Source organism: Sphingobium sp. DN12 (assembly GCF_051058005.1).
Classification (GTDB): domain Bacteria; phylum Pseudomonadota; class Alphaproteobacteria; order Sphingomonadales; family Sphingomonadaceae; genus Sphingobium; species Sphingobium yanoikuyae.
Window position 1 is genome coordinate 3,243,021 of sequence record NZ_CP173717.1, and the last position, 16,599, is coordinate 3,259,619.

13 protein-coding genes and 1 riboswitch are annotated in these 16,599 nt (G+C 66.2%); of the genes, 3 read left to right on the forward strand and 10 right to left on the reverse strand.

Annotated elements, in window-relative coordinates; genetic code table 11:
• Nucleotides 1-42 precede the first annotated feature (42 nt).
• The 8 genes from ACI6S0_RS15150 to ACI6S0_RS15185 form a co-directional block, all read right to left on the reverse strand.
• A complete protein-coding gene (locus ACI6S0_RS15150; RefSeq protein WP_434403588.1) occupies nucleotides 43-1,095 on the reverse strand; it encodes a HoxN/HupN/NixA family nickel/cobalt transporter in 1,053 nt (350 codons plus the stop codon).
• Nucleotides 1,092-2,591 (reverse strand): PepSY domain-containing protein, encoded by a 1,500-nt coding sequence (locus ACI6S0_RS15155; protein ID WP_434403589.1) that lies wholly within the window; start codon nucleotides 2,589-2,591, stop codon nucleotides 1,092-1,094. The genes ACI6S0_RS15150 and ACI6S0_RS15155 overlap by 4 nt, the downstream gene beginning before the upstream one ends.
• A gap of 2 nt (nucleotides 2,592-2,593) precedes the next feature.
• A complete protein-coding gene (locus ACI6S0_RS15160; protein WP_434403590.1) occupies nucleotides 2,594-4,582 on the reverse strand; it encodes a TonB-dependent receptor plug domain-containing protein in 1,989 nt (662 codons plus the stop codon).
• A gap of 190 nt (nucleotides 4,583-4,772) precedes the next feature.
• Nucleotides 4,773-5,017: riboswitch (cobalamin riboswitch) on the reverse strand.
• A 62-nt stretch (nucleotides 5,018-5,079) separates the two neighbouring features.
• Nucleotides 5,080-5,940: a copper resistance protein B gene (locus ACI6S0_RS15165; RefSeq protein ID WP_434403592.1), complete on the reverse strand. Its 861-nt coding sequence runs from the start codon at nucleotides 5,938-5,940 to the stop codon at nucleotides 5,080-5,082.
• A complete protein-coding gene (locus ACI6S0_RS15170) occupies nucleotides 5,937-7,676 on the reverse strand; it encodes a copper resistance system multicopper oxidase (protein ID WP_434403594.1) in 1,740 nt (579 codons plus the stop codon). The genes ACI6S0_RS15165 and ACI6S0_RS15170 overlap by 4 nt, the downstream gene beginning before the upstream one ends.
• 6 nt (nucleotides 7,677-7,682) lie before the next feature.
• Nucleotides 7,683-8,258 carry an RNA polymerase sigma factor gene (locus tag ACI6S0_RS15175; RefSeq protein ID WP_434403595.1) on the reverse strand — a complete coding sequence of 192 codons (576 nt, stop codon included), beginning with the start codon at nucleotides 8,256-8,258 and terminating at the stop codon, nucleotides 7,683-7,685.
• The gene (locus ACI6S0_RS15180) at nucleotides 8,255-8,689 is read right to left on the reverse strand and encodes a periplasmic heavy metal sensor (protein WP_434403596.1); all 435 of its coding nucleotides are present in this window, start codon (nucleotides 8,687-8,689) and stop codon (nucleotides 8,255-8,257) included. Before ACI6S0_RS15180 ends, ACI6S0_RS15175 begins: the two co-directional genes overlap by 4 nt.
• 2 nt (nucleotides 8,690-8,691) lie before the next feature.
• A complete protein-coding gene (locus ACI6S0_RS15185) occupies nucleotides 8,692-8,994 on the reverse strand; it encodes a hypothetical protein (protein ID WP_017500954.1) in 303 nt (100 codons plus the stop codon).
• A 100-nt stretch (nucleotides 8,995-9,094) separates the two neighbouring features.
• Here ACI6S0_RS15185 and copC point away from each other — a divergent pair, with 100 nt between their 5' ends.
• On the forward strand, nucleotides 9,095-9,475 hold the full coding sequence (gene copC, locus ACI6S0_RS15190) for a copper homeostasis periplasmic binding protein CopC (RefSeq protein WP_099232476.1): 381 nt from the start codon (nucleotides 9,095-9,097) through the stop codon (nucleotides 9,473-9,475).
• A 658-nt stretch (nucleotides 9,476-10,133) separates the two neighbouring features.
• A complete protein-coding gene (locus ACI6S0_RS15195) occupies nucleotides 10,134-12,518 on the forward strand; it encodes a glycoside hydrolase family 2 TIM barrel-domain containing protein (RefSeq protein ID WP_434403597.1) in 2,385 nt (794 codons plus the stop codon).
• Here ACI6S0_RS15195 and ACI6S0_RS15200 read toward each other — a convergent pair.
• Both ACI6S0_RS15200 and ACI6S0_RS15205 read right to left on the reverse strand, forming a co-directional pair.
• Nucleotides 12,515-12,718, reverse strand: a complete 204-nt coding sequence (locus ACI6S0_RS15200) for a hypothetical protein (RefSeq protein WP_004208544.1) — start codon at nucleotides 12,716-12,718, stop codon at nucleotides 12,515-12,517. The two genes, ACI6S0_RS15195 and ACI6S0_RS15200, sit on opposite strands and share 4 nt — an antisense overlap.
• 92 nt (nucleotides 12,719-12,810) lie before the next feature.
• Nucleotides 12,811-15,318, reverse strand: coding sequence for a TonB-dependent receptor (locus ACI6S0_RS15205; RefSeq protein WP_434403598.1), 2,508 nt, complete (start codon nucleotides 15,316-15,318; stop codon nucleotides 12,811-12,813).
• Nucleotides 15,319-15,640: 322 nt separating this feature from the next.
• Between ACI6S0_RS15205 and ACI6S0_RS15210 the strand changes: the two genes are divergently transcribed.
• Nucleotides 15,641-16,570: a LysR family transcriptional regulator gene (locus ACI6S0_RS15210; RefSeq protein WP_434403599.1), complete on the forward strand. Its 930-nt coding sequence runs from the start codon at nucleotides 15,641-15,643 to the stop codon at nucleotides 16,568-16,570.
• Nucleotides 16,571-16,599 lie beyond the last annotated feature (29 nt).

Sequence of the window (16,599 nt, forward strand, 5' to 3'; positions counted from 1 at the left end):
TTCGGGCTGGGCGAAACCGAAGCTCAGCCCGAACGGAATAGGCTAAGCCCGCACTTCCCCGGCCGGGGTCAGTTCGATCGCGTCATAGCCCTTCCAGCGATAGAAGAGCGCGCTGGCGATCCAGCAGGCGATGAACAGGCCGATGATCGCAAAGCCCAGATCGTTGAAATGCTCGCCCAGCGTCGCGGCGACATCCCAGATGCCGCCGGAGAGCCCCAGCTTGTCGCCCAGCAGCGCCAGCGTCTCGATCGTGCCGATGCCGATCGCCACCGCCGCCGACAGGGCGGTGATGACGATATTATAGTAGAGCTTGCGCAGCGGCTTCACGAACGCCCATTGATAGGCGCCCATCATCAGCATGCCGTCGACCGTATCGACCAGCGCCATGCCGGCGGCGAACAGCAGGGGCAGCACCAGCACCGGGCCGAGCGCGAAGCCGTCACTCGCCTGCGCGGCGGACAGGCCGAGGATCGCGACTTCGGTCGCGGTGTCGAAGCCCAGGCCAAAGAGGAAGCCGAGCGGCGCCATCTGCCAGGGGCGCGAGATCAGGCGGAAGACCGGACGGAACAGGCGCGACAGCGGCCCGCGCCCGCCGGTCAGCATGTCGAGATCCGCCTCGACATAGCTGCCGCCCGCCTGCACGCGGCGGAAGGTCGCCCAGACCTGGCGCAGGATCACGAGGTTCATGATCGCGATGGCGAACAGGAAGGTGGCGGAAATCAGCGTCGCCACCACGCCGCCGGCGGCGCGGAACCGCTCCAGCCCGGCCAGCGCACTGACCGCATAGGCGAGGCCCAGCGCGGCGATCAGCACGATCGCGCTATGGCCGATCGCGAACCACAGGCCCACGGTCAGCGGCCTCTGCCCATCCTGCATCAGCTTGCGCGTCACATTGTCGATCGCGGCGATATGATCGGCATCGACCGCATGGCGCAGGCCAAGGCCCCAGGCGAGCAGGGCCGTGCCCATCATCACCGGGCGATCACCGCACAGGGCGAAGGCCCAGCCCCAGACGGCCAGATTGGCAATAACGAGCGCCGCGATCAGCGGCACGCTGCGTCGCCGAAGCGACGCCTGCAAAGGGGGGGCAGTCATGCGGTTTCTCCGATCAGGGGCCGCACGGCGCGGGCGCGCCGACGGCGATTGCGGACGCGGCGTAGGTCGCGCCGCAGCTTGGAAAGGCCCATCCACGTCCCCGTCCCGCAAACGAGCGTGACCATGGCGAGCAGCGGCAGGACGATCAGATCCCACCAGGGACGGGTGCGCAGCAGCGGGAAGTCGAGCCGGTGCAGCCCGTCCTGCAACCAGCGGAAGGCGCGGCCATTGCGGTCGAAGGCGCGGATCAGACGGCCGGACGCGGGATCGACATAGAGGCGTGTCGCCTGCTCATCGGCCAGGATGACGCGCCACACCGGCAGGGCGACGCTGGCCTTGTGACCATAATAATAAGCGTCTTCCTGGCGCAGCAGGTCGAGCGAGGCGATCGGTGGACCGTCATGGAGCGCGGCGCGCAAAGCCGCTTCGGAGAGGGAAGCGGGCCGGCCAGCAGCGTCGAAGCGTTGCGCCTTGCCCGCGCGATCGATCGCCACCAGATGGACGGCACCGGCAAAGGGCACCGCCTCCAGCCGGACGATACCCGTCGGCAAGGCAGGCAGCGCCGCGATCGCCCGGCGCGCATCGCCCCAGGCAAAGTCGCCGTTCAGCCGCTGGCGCTGCGTCATCATCGCCTCGCTGTCCAGCAGCCCCCAGGGATTCATCGACAACAGCCCGCTCGCCACCCAGGTCAGCGTCACTATGCCGAAGAATAGCCCGGCCATATGATGCCACCACCACAGGCCGCGATAGGGCGATCCGATGCTGCCATCGCGGCGGCGGCGCAGCCGGGCGATGCCGACCCACAGGCCGGTGATCGTCAGGAAGCAGCCGATCAGCGAGGTCCAGATGACGACCTGGCTCCAAAGCGCGCCATCCTGCCGCAGGATCGTGGGATAGAGCCAGTGCGGCACCGCGCCGAGCCAGCCCCAGAAGCGCTGGAAGCGGGTGGTCAGCTGCACCACCTCCCCGCTCTTGCCCGAGACATAGGCCTGCGTCCCGGCCGCATCGGCATAATCGACACGGTAGAGCGGCGCATTGCGGCGGAAGGTCTGGACCGTCCACTGGTCCATCTCCGTTTGCGCGACCTGCCCGACCGGGCCGGCGATGGCGCTGTTGCGGCCGAACTCGGTCGCGATCCTGTGGATATTTTGCGGATCGACCTGCTCGACCGGTTTCCCCGACGCCCAGTCATGGGTGCCGGCGAATATCCGCATCTGCGGGATGGTGCGCGTCGGATCGAGCGCGGGCGTCACCCGCAGCACGGGCCGCCCGGCCATCATCTCGATCCGGGCGGCGGACAGCATCATGGTGTCGGGCAATGCCCCCGCCTGCCCCGGCGACAGCGTGAGGGGCGTGAGCCCCCCAAGCTGCGCGGCCGGTGTCAGGCGCGGATAGTCGACATAAAGCATCACGAAGCCGGACAGGCACCACAGCGTCATGACGGCGCCGATGATGATGCCCAGCCAGCGATGCAGCAGCAGGACCGGCCGCAACATGATCAGAAGCTCAGGCCATAGCTGACCCGCAGCGTGCGCGGCACGCCCCGGTAGAAGTAGAGGAAGCGGCTGTTGCTGCCGTCCAATACCCCTGCATCGCTGACCGCCGAGCGATAGCCCGTCGTGGCATAATCCCTGTCGAACAGATTTTCGACATTGACGCCGAACCGGTTGCGCCGCGCCTGGTCCAGCCACAGATGCGCGCCCGCATCGACCACGGCATAATTGCCATAGTTCATCCGGCCAAAGCCCGACGCGGTCGACCAGACATCGCCCACCCAATTGGCCGACAGATTGGCGCCGAAGCGGCCCGTTTCCGGCGCATAGACGATCGCGGCGCGGCCATATTGTTCCGGATTGCGATCGCGCTGCACCGAACTGCCCTGATTGCGGACGCGCGAATAGGTGTAGCTGGCAGACAGGCCCCAGCCGCCGGTCAGGTCGGCGTTCAGCTCCAGTTCGGCGCCCCTGGCCCGCACCTTGTCGCTGACGTTGATATAGGTGCCTTCCGGAAAGGCGGGATCATCATAGGTCGTGTCGATCAGGTCGGTGATGCGCCGGTTGAAATAGGTCGCTTTCCACCGGATCGCCCCGCCGGCCAGCGCGCCGCCTAGCGCGGCGTTGAGGTTCAGGCTCTCCTCGGGCTTCAGGTTCGGGTTGCCGACCTCGCAACAGGGATCATTGCCATAAAGCTGCGAGGCGTCGGGCAGCACGAAGGAGGTGCCGCCATTGGCCTCCACGAACAGGGCGTCGCTGACATCATAGCGGCCCGACACGTTCCAGATCGTCTTTTCCGATCCCTTCGCCTTGTTGTAGCGCAGGCCAGCGGCGATCCGCGCCTTGCTCGACAATTCGTCATTGGTGCGCAGCTGGAAGATGCCGGCATGGACCTGTTCATCGGTCGGCGCGATCAGCAGGACGTCGTCGCGGCCGTTGAAGCTCTGGAAATCATAGCCGATCAGCGTGTCGATGCCGCGCAGCATGTTGAGCTGCACCACTGCGCTGCCGCCATAATCCTGATAGCCCCAGAAAGTGCCGGCCGGGTAGATGACCTGCGGCGGGCCGGCTGGAATGGGATTGCGGATCTGGACATAGGCGGTCTTCCAGTCGTGGAAATAGCCCTTGAGGAAGAATTGCACCCCATCCTCGCCGGTATAGTCGAGGCGCAGGCTGGCCACTTCCTCATTGCGGTCGTTGCGGCTCTCCTTCGTCCGCGTCGCGCTGATATTGTCGAGATCGGCCTTGGTATGCTGGTAGAGCGCGTTGAGGCGCAGGTCCGGCGCGATATCATATTGATATTTGATGCCCGCCGACCAGAGGTCATAGCCGCGCGCGCGATCGGTCGCGCTGGGCTGCATCACATCATAGGGACGATAGCCGTCCGACTGGCTGCGATTGGCCCAGACCACGAAGCGATGCTGGCCGATCGCGCCGCGTAGATAGCCGTCCAGGCTGGTGCCGGCAAAACTGTCGAGACTGGCATTGACCTGGCCGCCCAGAGCATCGCTGAAATCGCGGGTGACGACATTGATCACGCCGGCCGCCGCCTGGGTGCCGTAGAACAGGCTTTCGCCGCCTTTCAGCACCTCGATCCGCTCGATCATGCTGGCGGCCATGGTGTCGTTGGGCGACGTGCCGCCATAGAGGCGGTTGTTGAGGCGGATGCCGTCCATCGTCCACAGCACATCCTTGGTGCGCGAACCCTGAAGCGCAATGTCGACATAGCTGAACGGCCCGGACTGCGACCGGATGAACAGGCCCGGCACCGCTTCGAGCGCGCGGGCAGTGTCGATCGCGGCGGCATCGCGGATCTGCGTGTCGGTGACGATCTCGATCGCATGGCCATAACGCGACAGCTGCTGCGGCAGCGTCTCTTCCAGGCTGGTGCCGGTGACGACGATGCTGTCGCCTTCTCCTTCGTCAGCCAGAGCCGGCGATGCGATGGCAAGCGAAAGGGCCAGTGCGGCCCGTGAAACGATATTGGACTTCATTTATTCCCCCATCTGGCGCCGCGTTCGACGGGCGGGGGCAACCTTCACGAGCGGCACGCGCGCGAACGTCCGACACACGCGCCGGCCGGGCGCCCAAGGGCAACCGACGCGCGTCGTCGCAGCGGCCCCAGCCGCTCGTTCGTCGCTCAGACGGAAGGTACCGTGCCGCGGCCATCCCCTGGACCAAGGCAAGAGCGACCAGACGCCGGCAGGTCTCCTGGCTCACGGGTCATCGCTTGATGCACGGCCTTCCCAGGCCTCGCAGGATTTAGCGTCCGGCCCAGTGGCTGGCGGATCGGGCACTCTGCCGTCCGCACATGTACATCGCGCTCACCGCTTACAGTTGCAGGGACAGCCTCGGCTTGGGATGGTGAACCATCCGTACCGTGTTCCCTATTAAGCCCCTTTCGGGACACCGGCGCGATCATGATCCCAGGCCCTACGGCGCGGGATCGGCGGGATCGATAATCGAATATCAGGCGGGCTGCAAGCCGGTCTCAAAACCAGGCGCGCAGGCCGATGACCAGGCTGGTGGCGGATGGCTTATCGCCGGCGGCACGGGCATGGTCGGCCGTATCGCCGAGCTTGCGTTCCCAATGCACGCCGACATAGGGCGCGAACTCGCGCGCGATCTCGTAGCGCAGCCGCAGCCCCAGCTCGATATCGGACGGGCCGGCGCCGATCCCCAGTTCGGGCACATCCTGCGCCGCCAGATTGAACTCGGCGGCGGGCTGCAGGATCAGTCGCTGGGTGATACGCTGGTCATAGCTCGCCTCTAGCCGCAGATGGGCGTCGCCCCTGGTCGACAGAAAGGCTTCGGCCCCGACCTCGAACCAGTAAGGCGCCAGGCCATCGATGCCGATCACCGCATAGCTGCGGTCCGGCCCTTCGCCGAAATCCTGCCGCACGCCCGCCTGCAGGTTGAACCAGGGGTCGATCGCCCGGCTGTAGAGCGCCTGCACCTCGGCCCGTTCGAGCGATCCGCCGAACGTCCCCTCGCCTTCGCTCTTGACCGCGAAGCGGTTGATGTCGCCGCCGATCCAGCCTTCGCCCTCCCAGGCATAGCGATCCGCGCCCTTGCCGGCGCGATATTCCAGCCGATCGAGCATCCATTGCGAATAGGTCATGCCGCCCCCTTCCGCGATCATCGCCGCGCGGGCGCGGGCCATGACGGCGGGGTCATAGAGCGCGTCGGCGGCATGGTCGGTCGGCACCGCCGGGGCCGTGCCTTGCGGGATGGCGGCGTCGGTGGTGGGCATGCTGTGGCCCATCGCGCCATGGTCCATCTGGCTGTGGTCCATCGTCTGGGCCTGCACCGGCGCAGCGGCGGCGAGCAGCAGGAGCGCGAGCAGCCTCATGCCGCATCCTCCCCATGGCGCACCGTTACGACCCGCATCATCCCGGCATGCATGTGCATCAGCATATGACAATGGAACGCCCAGTCGCCCAGCGCATCGGCGGTAAGGTCGAAGCTGAGCTTGCCGCCCGGCAGCACATTCACCGTATGCTTGCGCGGATTATGCGCAGCCTCGCCGGTCACCAGTTCGAAGAAATGACCATGCAGATGGATGGGATGCGGCATCATCGTGTCGTTGATCAGGGTCACGCGCACCCGTTCCATATGACGGAAGGCGATCGGCTCGGCCCCTTCCGACAGCTTCACCCCATCGAACGACCACATATAGCGTTCCATGTTCGCGGTCAGGTGGATGTCGAGCGACCGGGTCGGCGTGCGCAGGTCCGTGTTCGGCGTCAGCGACCGCAGATCGGCATAGGTCAGCACCCGATGGTCGACATCCTCCAGCCCCGTCGGCCGGTCAGCGGTGCGATCGGCCGGCATCGGCGACAGGGTGGCAACGCCCGGCCCCATTTTCACGCCCGGCGCGACCGACTTGTCGCGCATCTTCATGCTATGCCCCGTCATGGCGTCATTGGCCGGCTGGCTGAGGTCGATCACGCCGCCATGGCCCATGTCCATGCCGCCCATGTCCATGCCCATATCCTTCATGCCCAGCAGCGGCCGGGCGCGTCGATCCGGCACCGGCGCGACCATGCCGATCTGCGGCGCCAAGGTGGCGCGGACCAGCCCCGACCGGTCGATCGCCTCGGCAATCAGCGCATAGGGCTTGGCCTCGCCGGGCTGGACGATCACGTCATAGGTTTCGGCAATGCCGATCTGGAACTCGTCGGTCTCGACCGGCTGGACATCCTGCCCGTCGCACTGGACGACGGTCATCGGCAGGCCGGGCAGGCGGATATTGAAATTGGTCATCGCCGACGCGTTGATGATGCGCAGCCGTACCCGCTCCCCCGGCGCGAACAGGCCGGTCCAATTTTCGGCCGTGCCCATGCCGTTCACCAGATAGCTGTAGGTCGCGCCGGTGACGTCGGAAATATCGGTCGGGTCCATGCGCATCGCGCCCCAGTCGATCCGGTCCTTGAGGCCCTGATCCTTCCCCGCCAGCAACCCCGCCAGCGTCTGGCGCTGCATGTTGTAATAGCCGCCCATCTGCTTGAGCCGTTGCAGCAACCTGTGCGGATGAACCGGGCTCCAGTCGGCGAGCAGGATCACATGTTCCCGGTCATAGGCCACCGGATCGGCGCCGGCGGGATCGATGATGATCGGCCCGTAAAGGCCCATCGCCTCCTGCATGCCCGAATGGCTATGATACCAGTAGGTGCCCGCCTGCCGCACCGGGAAGCGATAAATGAAGGTTTCGCCCGGCGCGATGCCGGGGAAGCTGATGCCCGGTACGCCGTCCATCTGGAAGGGCAGGATCAGCCCGTGCCAGTGGATCGAGCTATCCTCCTTCAACCGGTTGGTGACGGCGATGTTGACACTCTGTCCCTCGCGCAGGCGGATGAGCGGGGCGGGCGTGCCGCCATTGACGCTGATCGCATGGGCCGATCGGCCGCCGGTCGCAAAATGCCCGTCGCCGATGCCGAGCGCGATCGTCTCGCCCGACAGCGCGCCCTGGGCAACGCCCTGCGTGCCGGTGGCGGCCCAGCCGGGCAAGGCCTGCGCCAGTGCAAGCGCGGCGCCGCCCCGGATCAGGCTGCGGCGGTCGAGAGGGAGGGAAGGCAGATCGGTCATGCTGCTCTATACGCGCGCGCCGTCGCTTTCCCTCAACATCTCCTGCAATTGCCGGCGGGCGCGGTAGAGGCGGGTTTCCACCGCCTTTTCGGTGACGCCCAATATCTGCGCGACCTCGGCCTGGCTCATGCCCTCGATCCCGCGCAGCAAAACCACCTCGCGCAGCGCCACCGGCAGCGCCGCTACCGCCGCCTCGATCCGGGCGACGCCGGCGCGGGACTGGGCCGCCTGTTCGGGATCGGGCGCGACATCAGCGACATGGGCGGCGTCCTCGATCGGCCGGGCGAAGCTGAAGAAGCGACGGACGGCACGGCGGCGCGCCCAGTCATGGCATTTGTTGATCGTGATCCGCGCGATCCAGCCGCGAAAGGGCCGGCGCCCATCATAGCGGGCGAGCGAGGCGAAGGCGGCGACGAAGCTTTCCTGCACGATGTCCATTGCCGCGTCGGCATCGCCGACATGGCCACGCGCCAGCCGATAGACGGCATCGCGGTGCCGCCGCATCAGCGCGCCATAGGCGGCCTGCCGCCCGGCCAGCGCCTGCGCCGCTAGCGTGGCATCATCAGGATCGTCGGCTATCACCCGACAGGCTGGGTCAGCGCCTTGACCACCGCCGCGTCGAACAGCGCGGCCTGATCGGGGCGCAGCACGCCGCGCATCGCGAAGATGTGCTTCAATGTTTCCTTCTGCAATTCGCCCATCGCCTGGTGCGACCGGTCGACCGCCTGGGCGACGCGCGGGCCATAGCCATGTTCGGCGGCAATCGCGGCGGCCAACCGCTGATTGTCGGCGCGCATTTCCGCGTCGAGCGCCGCCTTGCGCTGGGCGAAGGCGGCTTCCAGATCGGCGATGCGCTGCTTCTGGCCGGCGTCCAGCGTCAGCCGATCATGGAGCAGGGCATGAACCTCATTCTCCACCGGCGGCACGGGCGCGAGCCAGGTGCGCGCAACCAGCACGGCGGCCAGCGCCGCGGCAAAGGCGACCAGCGCCACCAGCCAATAGCGTTTGCCCATATCTATCGCTCCAGCAGGCGCGAGGGCGCATAGTCGGACATGCCGATCAGCAGCGGGCCGGGAGCGGCCTGCGCCGGCTGCGCGGGCACGCTACTGCCGATCCAGCCGATGCCGATCGCCATCACGCCGGCCAGCATCAGGCTGCGCCGCGCGACGCTGCGTTCGCGGCGGCGGTCCAGCCCCTGCATCACCGCCGCCTCCAGCCCGTCGAAGCGCGCCGCCGCCGGCGCGTCGCGCAGTCCGGCCAGCATGTCATCCAGATCGTCCATCGTCCCGTCCTTCATGTCCTGCCTGACGATACGCATCCGGCCGGCCCATCCCTCGCACAAAATAGCGTGAGGGGTGAGGGATGCGACAGGACAATGCGTATTCCCCTGCAAGACGCGCATTTTTCCGGAGTTCCCTATGCCCCGCCTGCCCCTGATCGCCGCAGCCTTTGCCCTCACCGCCCTGCCCGGCGCTGCCTTCGCCAAACCACAGCTCGTTGCCGCCAGCCCCGCCGCCAATGCCAGCGTCGCCAAGCCGACCCGGCTGACCCTGGGCTTTTCCGAGACGCTGCAGGCCGATCATAGCAGCATCACGCTCACCATGACCGGCATGCCGGGCATGGCCGATCATCCGCCGATGCCGATCAAGGGCTTCACCACCGCCGCGGCCGCCGACGGCAAGGGCCTGGTCATCACCCTGCCCCGCGCCTTGCCGACCGGCAGCTATGATCTTCAATGGACGGTGATGGGCAATGATCATCAGCCGGTCAGCGGCACATATAGTTTCAAGGTGCGCTGAAAGGGGACAATTACCCGGCTCAACGAGCCCCTTCAGGTCCGAAATGGGTGGTTTCCTGCCATTCCCCTCCCGTAAACGGGAGGGGTAGCGAGACTTGCGCGCGCAGCGCGTTAGTCGCAGCGGGGTGGGCTATCGCGACGTCCAGCCCACCCCCTTGATGGGAGTCACGCGCCTCCCATCAACCCCTCCCGCCTGCGGGAGGGGGAACAGGTCCGCTTCGGGACGCTTCCGGCCATCGGCTTTCCTACTCGGCCTTTCTCTGATCTATCCTGTGGGATGGTCCGCCTCCTCCATGCCTCCCCGCGTTCACGTGCATCAGCGGCGCCAATCTGTCGCTTCGCTGTCGCCTGGATGTCGCGTCGGCGACGCGTCGGGACGACCCGCATCATGACCCAACCGACGCGTCGCTGTCGCGTGGCAGGCGCGTCATGGGGGCGTTTGCGGCGCATTTCGACCGAATCCGCGCACGACACTGTGAACTTCGTAGGAGATTTGACTGTCGCGTCGCCGCCCGCCCGCAGGGCCAGCAAAGCCGCTTGGCATCGGCCCGCCACTCCTGTAGCCATATACCCACATAGGGCGCCATAGCGCCACATAGTGGACATATTCTGGAGAGGGGGCCGATATGGCGACGGGACGGACCGCACGGATGCGCAGGATGATCGGGCGGAGTGCCGCCGGCCTGGCGCTGGCGCTATTGATCGCCCTGCCCGCCCCCACCTTTGCCCAGCCGACCGGCGCGCAGAATTTCGATGCGGGCTGGCGCTTCCATCAGGGCGATGTCGCGACCGCCGAACAGCCCGGCTTTGCCGATGCAGGCTGGCAGCCGGTCGACCTGCCGCATGACTGGGCGATTGCCGGACCGTTCGACGAACATGCGCCAGCGACCGGATCGGGCGGCTTCCTGCCCACCGGTGTCGCCTGGTATCGCAAGCATTTCACCCTGCCGCCCGCCAGCGCCGGCCAGCGCGTCTTCGTCGAATTCGACGGCATCATGGAGCGGTCGGGCGTATGGATCAACGGCCAGCATGTCGGCCATCGGCCGAGCGGCTATGCCAGCTTCCGCTACGAGGTCACCCAGCATTTGAAACCCGCCGGACAGGAGAATGTGCTGGCGGTGCGCGCCGACACCTCCGCCCAGCCAGCCTCGCGCTGGTATGCGGGCGGCGGCATCTATCGCCATGTCCGCATCCTCACCCTGGGCGATGTCCATGCCGAAACATGGGGCAGCACGGTGCGCGTGGCGAAGCTGGACGCGAAGAGCGCGGACCTGACCATCGGCAGCAGCGTGATGAACCAGGGCAGCGCCCCGGTCGAGGCGCGGCTGGAGGCGGTGATCGAGGGGCCGGACGGCCGCAGCATCGCGACCTTCACCGGCCAGAGCATCAGCCTGCCCGCCGGGCGCGCGACCCAGATGGATGTCACCGGCACGCTCGCCAATCCGCGCCGCTGGGACATTGGCGACTCGGCGATGCACCAGGCGCTGCTGCGCGTGCGCGCGACCGACGGGCGGCTGCTTTATGAGGAGCGCGTCCCCTTCGGCATTCGCGATGCCCGGTTCGAGGCGGCGAGCGGCTTCTGGCTCAATGGCCGCAACATCAAGCTGAAGGGCGTGGCCATCCATGCCGATGGCGGACCGTTCGGCATGGCAGTGCCGCTGGCCGTCTATGAACGGCGGCTCAAGGGGCTGATGGCGCTGGGCGTCAATGCGGTGCGCACCGCCCATCATCCCTTCTCGCCCGAATTTCTCGACCTGTGCGACCGGCTGGGCCTGATCGTCATGAACGAGGGCTTCGACATGTGGACGGTGGCGAAGAATCCGCAGGATTATCATCTCTATTTCACCGACTGGTCGTCGATCGATGCGCGCGATTTCGTGCGGCGCGATCGCAACCATCCCAGCATCGTCATCTGGTCGATCGGCAACGAGATTCACGACACGCCCTATCCGCTGGTGGCGCAGTCGATCATCACCCGCTTGCAGGACATCTTCCATGCCGAAGATCCGACCCGGCCGGTGACGATGGCGCTGTTCCGCCCCAACACCACCCATGATTATGACAATGGCACCGCCGACCTGCTGGACGTGGTGGGCCAGAATTATCGCGAGAAGGAACTGGCCAAGGCCCATGCCGACAAGCCCAGCCGCAAGATCATCGGCACCGAAAACAGCAAGAACCGGTCAAGCTGGCTCGTGGTGCGGGACGACCCGGCCTATGCCGGCATGTTCCTGTGGACCGGCGTCGATTATCTGGGCGAGGCGGACCGGGCGGGCTGGCCGGCGATCAGCAACCCGTCGGGGCTGGTCGACCGGGTCGACGGGGTGAAGCCGATCGGCTGGGAACGGGCGAGCTGGTGGTCGGACAAGCCGGTCGTGAAGCTGGCCCGGCGCGTGACCGAAGTGATCGACATCAGCGAAATGCCGACCATGGTCGGCATCGCCCTGCCCCAGCCCAAGGGGCCGGGCGCGCTGACCGACTGGTCGCCCGACAATCGCGCCGCGCACAAGGAAAAGGTCGAGGTCTACAGCAATAGCGACGCGGTCGAGCTGTTCCTCAACGGCAAGTCACTGGGCCGCAAGCCGCGCAACGCGGACGACAGCGCGATCACATGGGACGTCGACTATGCGCCGGGCGAACTGCGCGCGGTCGGCTATCGCGGCGGCGCGAAGGTGGCAGAAGACATGCTGCGCAGCGCCGGTGCGCCGGCCGCGATCCGGCTGGTGCCGGAGGCCAAGGCGGTCGGCGGCGGCTTCGACGATGTCGTCGCGGTGCGGGCCGAGGTGGTGGATGCCAGAGGCGTGCTGGTGCCCGGCGCCACGCCGCTGCTGAACGCGACGGTATCGGGGCCGGGCCGCGTCGTCGCCTTCGACAATGGCAGCGTCACCGATCACACCGCCTTTTCCTCACCACAGCGCGCGGCGGTGGGCGGCAAGGCGGTCGCCTTCCTGCGCGGCACCGGCAAGCCGGGCGCGATCACGCTACAGGTCAGCGCGCCGGGGCTGAAACCCGGCCGCATCAGCCTGCAGGGCGAACAGGATTAAGCCGATCGCCGCCCGGTCGCATCGATGCAGGGGACCGCGCCACTGGACAGCGACAGGGCGCGAACCTTGTAGCGCAGCGCCAGTTCATTGTGCGCAGCAATCACGCACACCGCGTCGCCGCGTTCGCGGGCTTCGTCGGCTTTGCGCGTCTCGTCGCGCGACCGGCGAAACAGATAGGCAGCATCCGTGATCACGTCCATCGAACCGACTCCGCTTGATTGCCATGCAACCTATCAGCCGCCGGAAGCGCCGTCCTAGACATGGATCAATTTTCGCAGTCGCCGGTGCCCGTTTATCCGCCGAAGCGGAAGCGCAGGCGCGCGCCATACATTTGCGGCTCGCCCAGCGTCGCCGTCTCGAAATTGACGCTGGGTGATCCCAGCCCGGCGATGAAGCTGTAATATTTTTCCTTGGTCACATTGGTCATGAACAGGCTGAGGTCGATGGGCGCGCCGGCGATATTGTTCCAGCTGGCGTTGAGGTTCAGCAGATCGAGTGGCGCCAGCGTGCTGAGCGCGGCGATCGACGGATCGGGATTGGTACGGTCGGTATAGTTGACCAGCATCGAGGACCGATGGGTGAAGGTCGCGCCGAAGGAGATGCGGCCGATCTTCTCCTCGTCCAGCGGCAGGGTGTAGGTGCCGCTGACCGTGACCTTGTGGCGCGGCGACAGCACTTCGGGATCGCCCGGCTGAAACGGCGCGGCCAGGATATAATTGGGGTCATTGAAGCTGGAGAAATCGGGCACCGATTTGATCTTGGTGCGCAGATAGCTGTAGCCGCCGGTCAGCACCAGTCCCTGGAACGGGGTCAGCGAGGCATCCGCCTCCACCCCCCATATCTCCGACTTGCCGGCATTGACCGGCGCGGCGGTGGACGCCTGCCCCGACAGCGGCCGCGCATTGAAGCCGACCTGCAATTGCTGGTTGGAAAAATCATTGTAGAAGCCGGCCAGGTTGAAGGTGCCGCGCAGCGCCCCGCCAAAGCTGGTCTTGAGGCCCAGCTCATAGCTGTCCACCTTCTCCGGCTCGACGATGTTGAGCGGCGCGGTGATATTGGGGACGATCGTACCGGCGCGATAGCCGCGCGCATATTTGGCGTAGAGCAATATGTCCTGGGTCGGGTTGTAATCCAGGTCGACCAGCCAGGTCGGCTTTTCCGACGACTGATAATAATGCGACACGCAATTGGTCGCCGCCGCCTGCGGATTGGTGCAGCGATAGGCCGCGGCCGGATTGAAGGCGCCATATTGCGGCGGATAGGCGACGATATAGGTGCGCTGGTCGCTGACATTGCGCGAATGATCCCAGGTGTAGCGGAAGCCGCCGGTCAGTTTCAGTTGATCGGTCAGCGCATAGGTCGCCTGCGCATAGAGGCCGACATTGTGGAAATTGGTGCGCCCCGCCGTGTAATTGACGGTGCCGGCATGGATCGGCTTGGCAAACGCCGGGATGGTCGGATCGAGATTGGACAGGAAGCCCAGCGGATCGGTGCATTGCAGGGTGGCGGAATCGGTGCAGGACGCGAGGAAAGGCGACTGGCTGCCGCTCATGCCCAGCGGTTCGCTGACCTCCAGATAGGCCCCTGCCTGCCAGTTGAGCCGGTCATCGCCCGAGCGCCCCTGCAATTGCAGTTCCTCGGTAAAGGTCGACTGGTTGGCGGTATAGCCGCCCGGAATCGACGTCACCGTGGTGAAGGGCAGATGATAGCTGCCCAGCGCGGCGAGGAAGGGATTGATCGCGGCGAAATCGACGACGAAATCGGTGCCGAACAGCGGCGCATTCATGCGCTGCTTCAACTGGGCGTAGCTGACGATATTCTTGACCGTCAGCGTGTCGCTCGCCTGCCAGCTTGTGGTGTTGATCGCCTGCCACTGCTCGGTTCTGGAATAGGGGTCTTCCAGGGACTGCATGACGTCGTAGAAGCCGCTGCCCTGGCGCAGCAACTGGCCATAAGCGAGCTGGCCCAGCCCCTCCGGCGCGGCCGCAACCAGCTTCTGGATCGGGCCGTTATTGCTGGAATCGCTGTAGGAGACGATGGTGTAGTTTTCGAGATCGGGGGTCAGGTCGACGACCAGGCTGGCGCGCAGCGCGATATAGTCGACATCGCCGAACCGGTCGGGGCCGATGCCGCTGCCGTTGCGCATATAGCCATCACGCTTTTGCCGATCCACGCCGATGCGCATCCGCGCCCGGTCGCCGAGCGGCGCGTTGACCACCGCCTGGCCGCGCCACATGTCATAATTGCCGACCGATCCTTCGACATAGCCGGAAAATTCGTCGGTCGGCTTCTGCGGCACCAGCAGGATCGCGCCGCCGGTGGTGTTGCGGCCGAACAGGGTGCCCTGTGGCCCCTTCAATATCTGGACATTCTGCAGGTCGAAAAAGGCGCCCGGCCCGGCGCCATCGCCCGAGGGCAGGCCGTTGGAGGCGCCGCGCGGCGCGACCACATCGGCGAAATAGACGCCGACCGAGGGCGCGGTGCCGATGTCCTGGGCAAAGCCACGGATGGCGAAACTGCTATTTTCGCTGCCGAAATTGCCATTGGCGGACAGCGAGGGGGTATAGGCGGCCAGATCCTGCGCATTGACGACATTGCGGTTGGCCAGTTCTTCCTGGTTGAAGACAGTGATCGAGATCGGCACGTCCTGCAGCCGTTCCTCGGTCCGGCGGGCAGTGACGATGATGTCCTGGGTCACGCTGGCCCTGTCCTGCGCCTTATCCTGCGCCTGGGCCTCGATCGGCAGGGTGGGCAGAGTCGCGCAGGCGCAGAAAAGCAACGTCCGGAAACGGCGTGTCATGGCATCCTCCCATCCAGACCGCGCGGCCCTTATATGCTGGGTCGACCGTCACGGCGTCGAGCGCCGCACAGACGGCGCCCATCCCTTTCATCATCGTCGCACCTGTTGCCCCGGACACAATGATTGCAGACGCACAGCCTCTTGATCGACGAAGATGTGATACAGGTTATTTCATAAATCCGGAGGAGGGGCCTGTCAATCGGCGCCGATCGCGCCGCGCAACAGTCCGGAAATGCAACGGGACTGGACCCTGACCACCCCTGAAGTTAAGAATGGTCCGCATTATCCTTAAGGAACGGACCGGTCTCTCTTGCTTGGCGGCGTGCATTTCGATCTCAACAGCCTGGTGATACTGGGCCTGTTGCTGCGCACGAAAAGCGTCACGCGCACGGCGCAGCAACTGGGCGTCAGCCAGCCGTCGGTCAGCCGGTCGCTGGCGCAGTTGCGCAGCCTGCTGGGCGATCCGCTGCTGGTGCGGACCGCCGGCGGCATGGAACTGACCCGGCGGGCGGAGGAACTGGCGCCGTCCTTGCAGGACTGGCTGGCGACGACCGCCGGCCTGCTGGAACCGCCCCGTTTCGATCCGGCGACGCTCGATCGCCGATTCCGCGTCGCATCGACCGATTTCGGCGTCGCCGCCGTGGTGGCACCGACCCTGCCGCATATCGGCCGCGCGGCGCCGCTGGCGGCGATCGACATCGTGCCTTTGACCGGCGACATGGTGGCGCGGCTGACCGCGGGCGAGATCGACCTCATCATCAGCGGGCTCGATCCCGATCCGGCCCAGACCTATGAGCGTTTCCTGTTCACCGAAACGTTCAGCTGCGTCGTCGATCGCCATCACAAGCTGGCGGCGCATCCGACCGACCGATCCCTGTCGGTCGAGGATTTCCTGTCCTGCCCGCATATCAGCTTCGTTGTCAGCGACAGCGGCTTCGACCGGATCGAACTGCGCCTGGGCACACTGGCGCCGCGCCGGCGGGTGATCGCCCGCCTGCCCTATTTCCAGGCGGCACCGCACATGATCCGGGGATCGGACGCGCTGATGACGCTGCCGACCCGCGCGGCCGAAGCGATCGCCCGGACCCATGACCTGGCCTGCCTGCCCGCGCCGGACCTGGTCGGCACCTTCGGCTATCGGCTGCTGTGGAACGAGCGGTCGCATCGCGACCCGGCCATCGCCTGGCTGTGCGACATGTTCGCCGACCATTGCGGCAGCGGCGCAGCCCTGCCCCATAGCAAGGCCGCATAAGCCTTATCCGATATCGATATTTGGCGCCG

Bases quoted from the DNA above. Each gene is read 5' to 3' on its own strand.
- ACI6S0_RS15185 (WP_017500954.1), bottom strand. From the start codon at position 8,994: ATGCGTATCGTCAGGCAGGACATGAAGGACGGGACGATGGACGATCTG.
- ACI6S0_RS15180 (WP_434403596.1), bottom strand. From the start codon at position 8,689: ATGGGCAAACGCTATTGGCTGGTGGCGCTGGTCGCCTTTGCCGCGGCG.
- ACI6S0_RS15165 (WP_434403592.1), bottom strand. From the start codon at position 5,940: ATGAGGCTGCTCGCGCTCCTGCTGCTCGCCGCCGCTGCGCCGGTGCAG.
- ACI6S0_RS15200 (WP_004208544.1), bottom strand. From the start codon at position 12,718: ATGGACGTGATCACGGATGCTGCCTATCTGTTTCGCCGGTCGCGCGAC.
- ACI6S0_RS15150 (WP_434403588.1), bottom strand. From the start codon at position 1,095: ATGACTGCCCCCCCTTTGCAGGCGTCGCTTCGGCGACGCAGCGTGCCG.
- ACI6S0_RS15160 (WP_434403590.1), bottom strand. From the start codon at position 4,582: ATGAAGTCCAATATCGTTTCACGGGCCGCACTGGCCCTTTCGCTTGCC.
- ACI6S0_RS15195 (WP_434403597.1), top strand. From the start codon at position 10,134: ATGATCGGGCGGAGTGCCGCCGGCCTGGCGCTGGCGCTATTGATCGCC.
- ACI6S0_RS15170 (WP_434403594.1), bottom strand. From the start codon at position 7,676: ATGACCGATCTGCCTTCCCTCCCTCTCGACCGCCGCAGCCTGATCCGG.
- ACI6S0_RS15205 (WP_434403598.1), bottom strand. From the start codon at position 15,318: ATGACACGCCGTTTCCGGACGTTGCTTTTCTGCGCCTGCGCGACTCTG.
- ACI6S0_RS15155 (WP_434403589.1), bottom strand. From the start codon at position 2,591: ATGTTGCGGCCGGTCCTGCTGCTGCATCGCTGGCTGGGCATCATCATC.
- copC (WP_099232476.1), top strand. From the start codon at position 9,095: ATGCCCCGCCTGCCCCTGATCGCCGCAGCCTTTGCCCTCACCGCCCTG.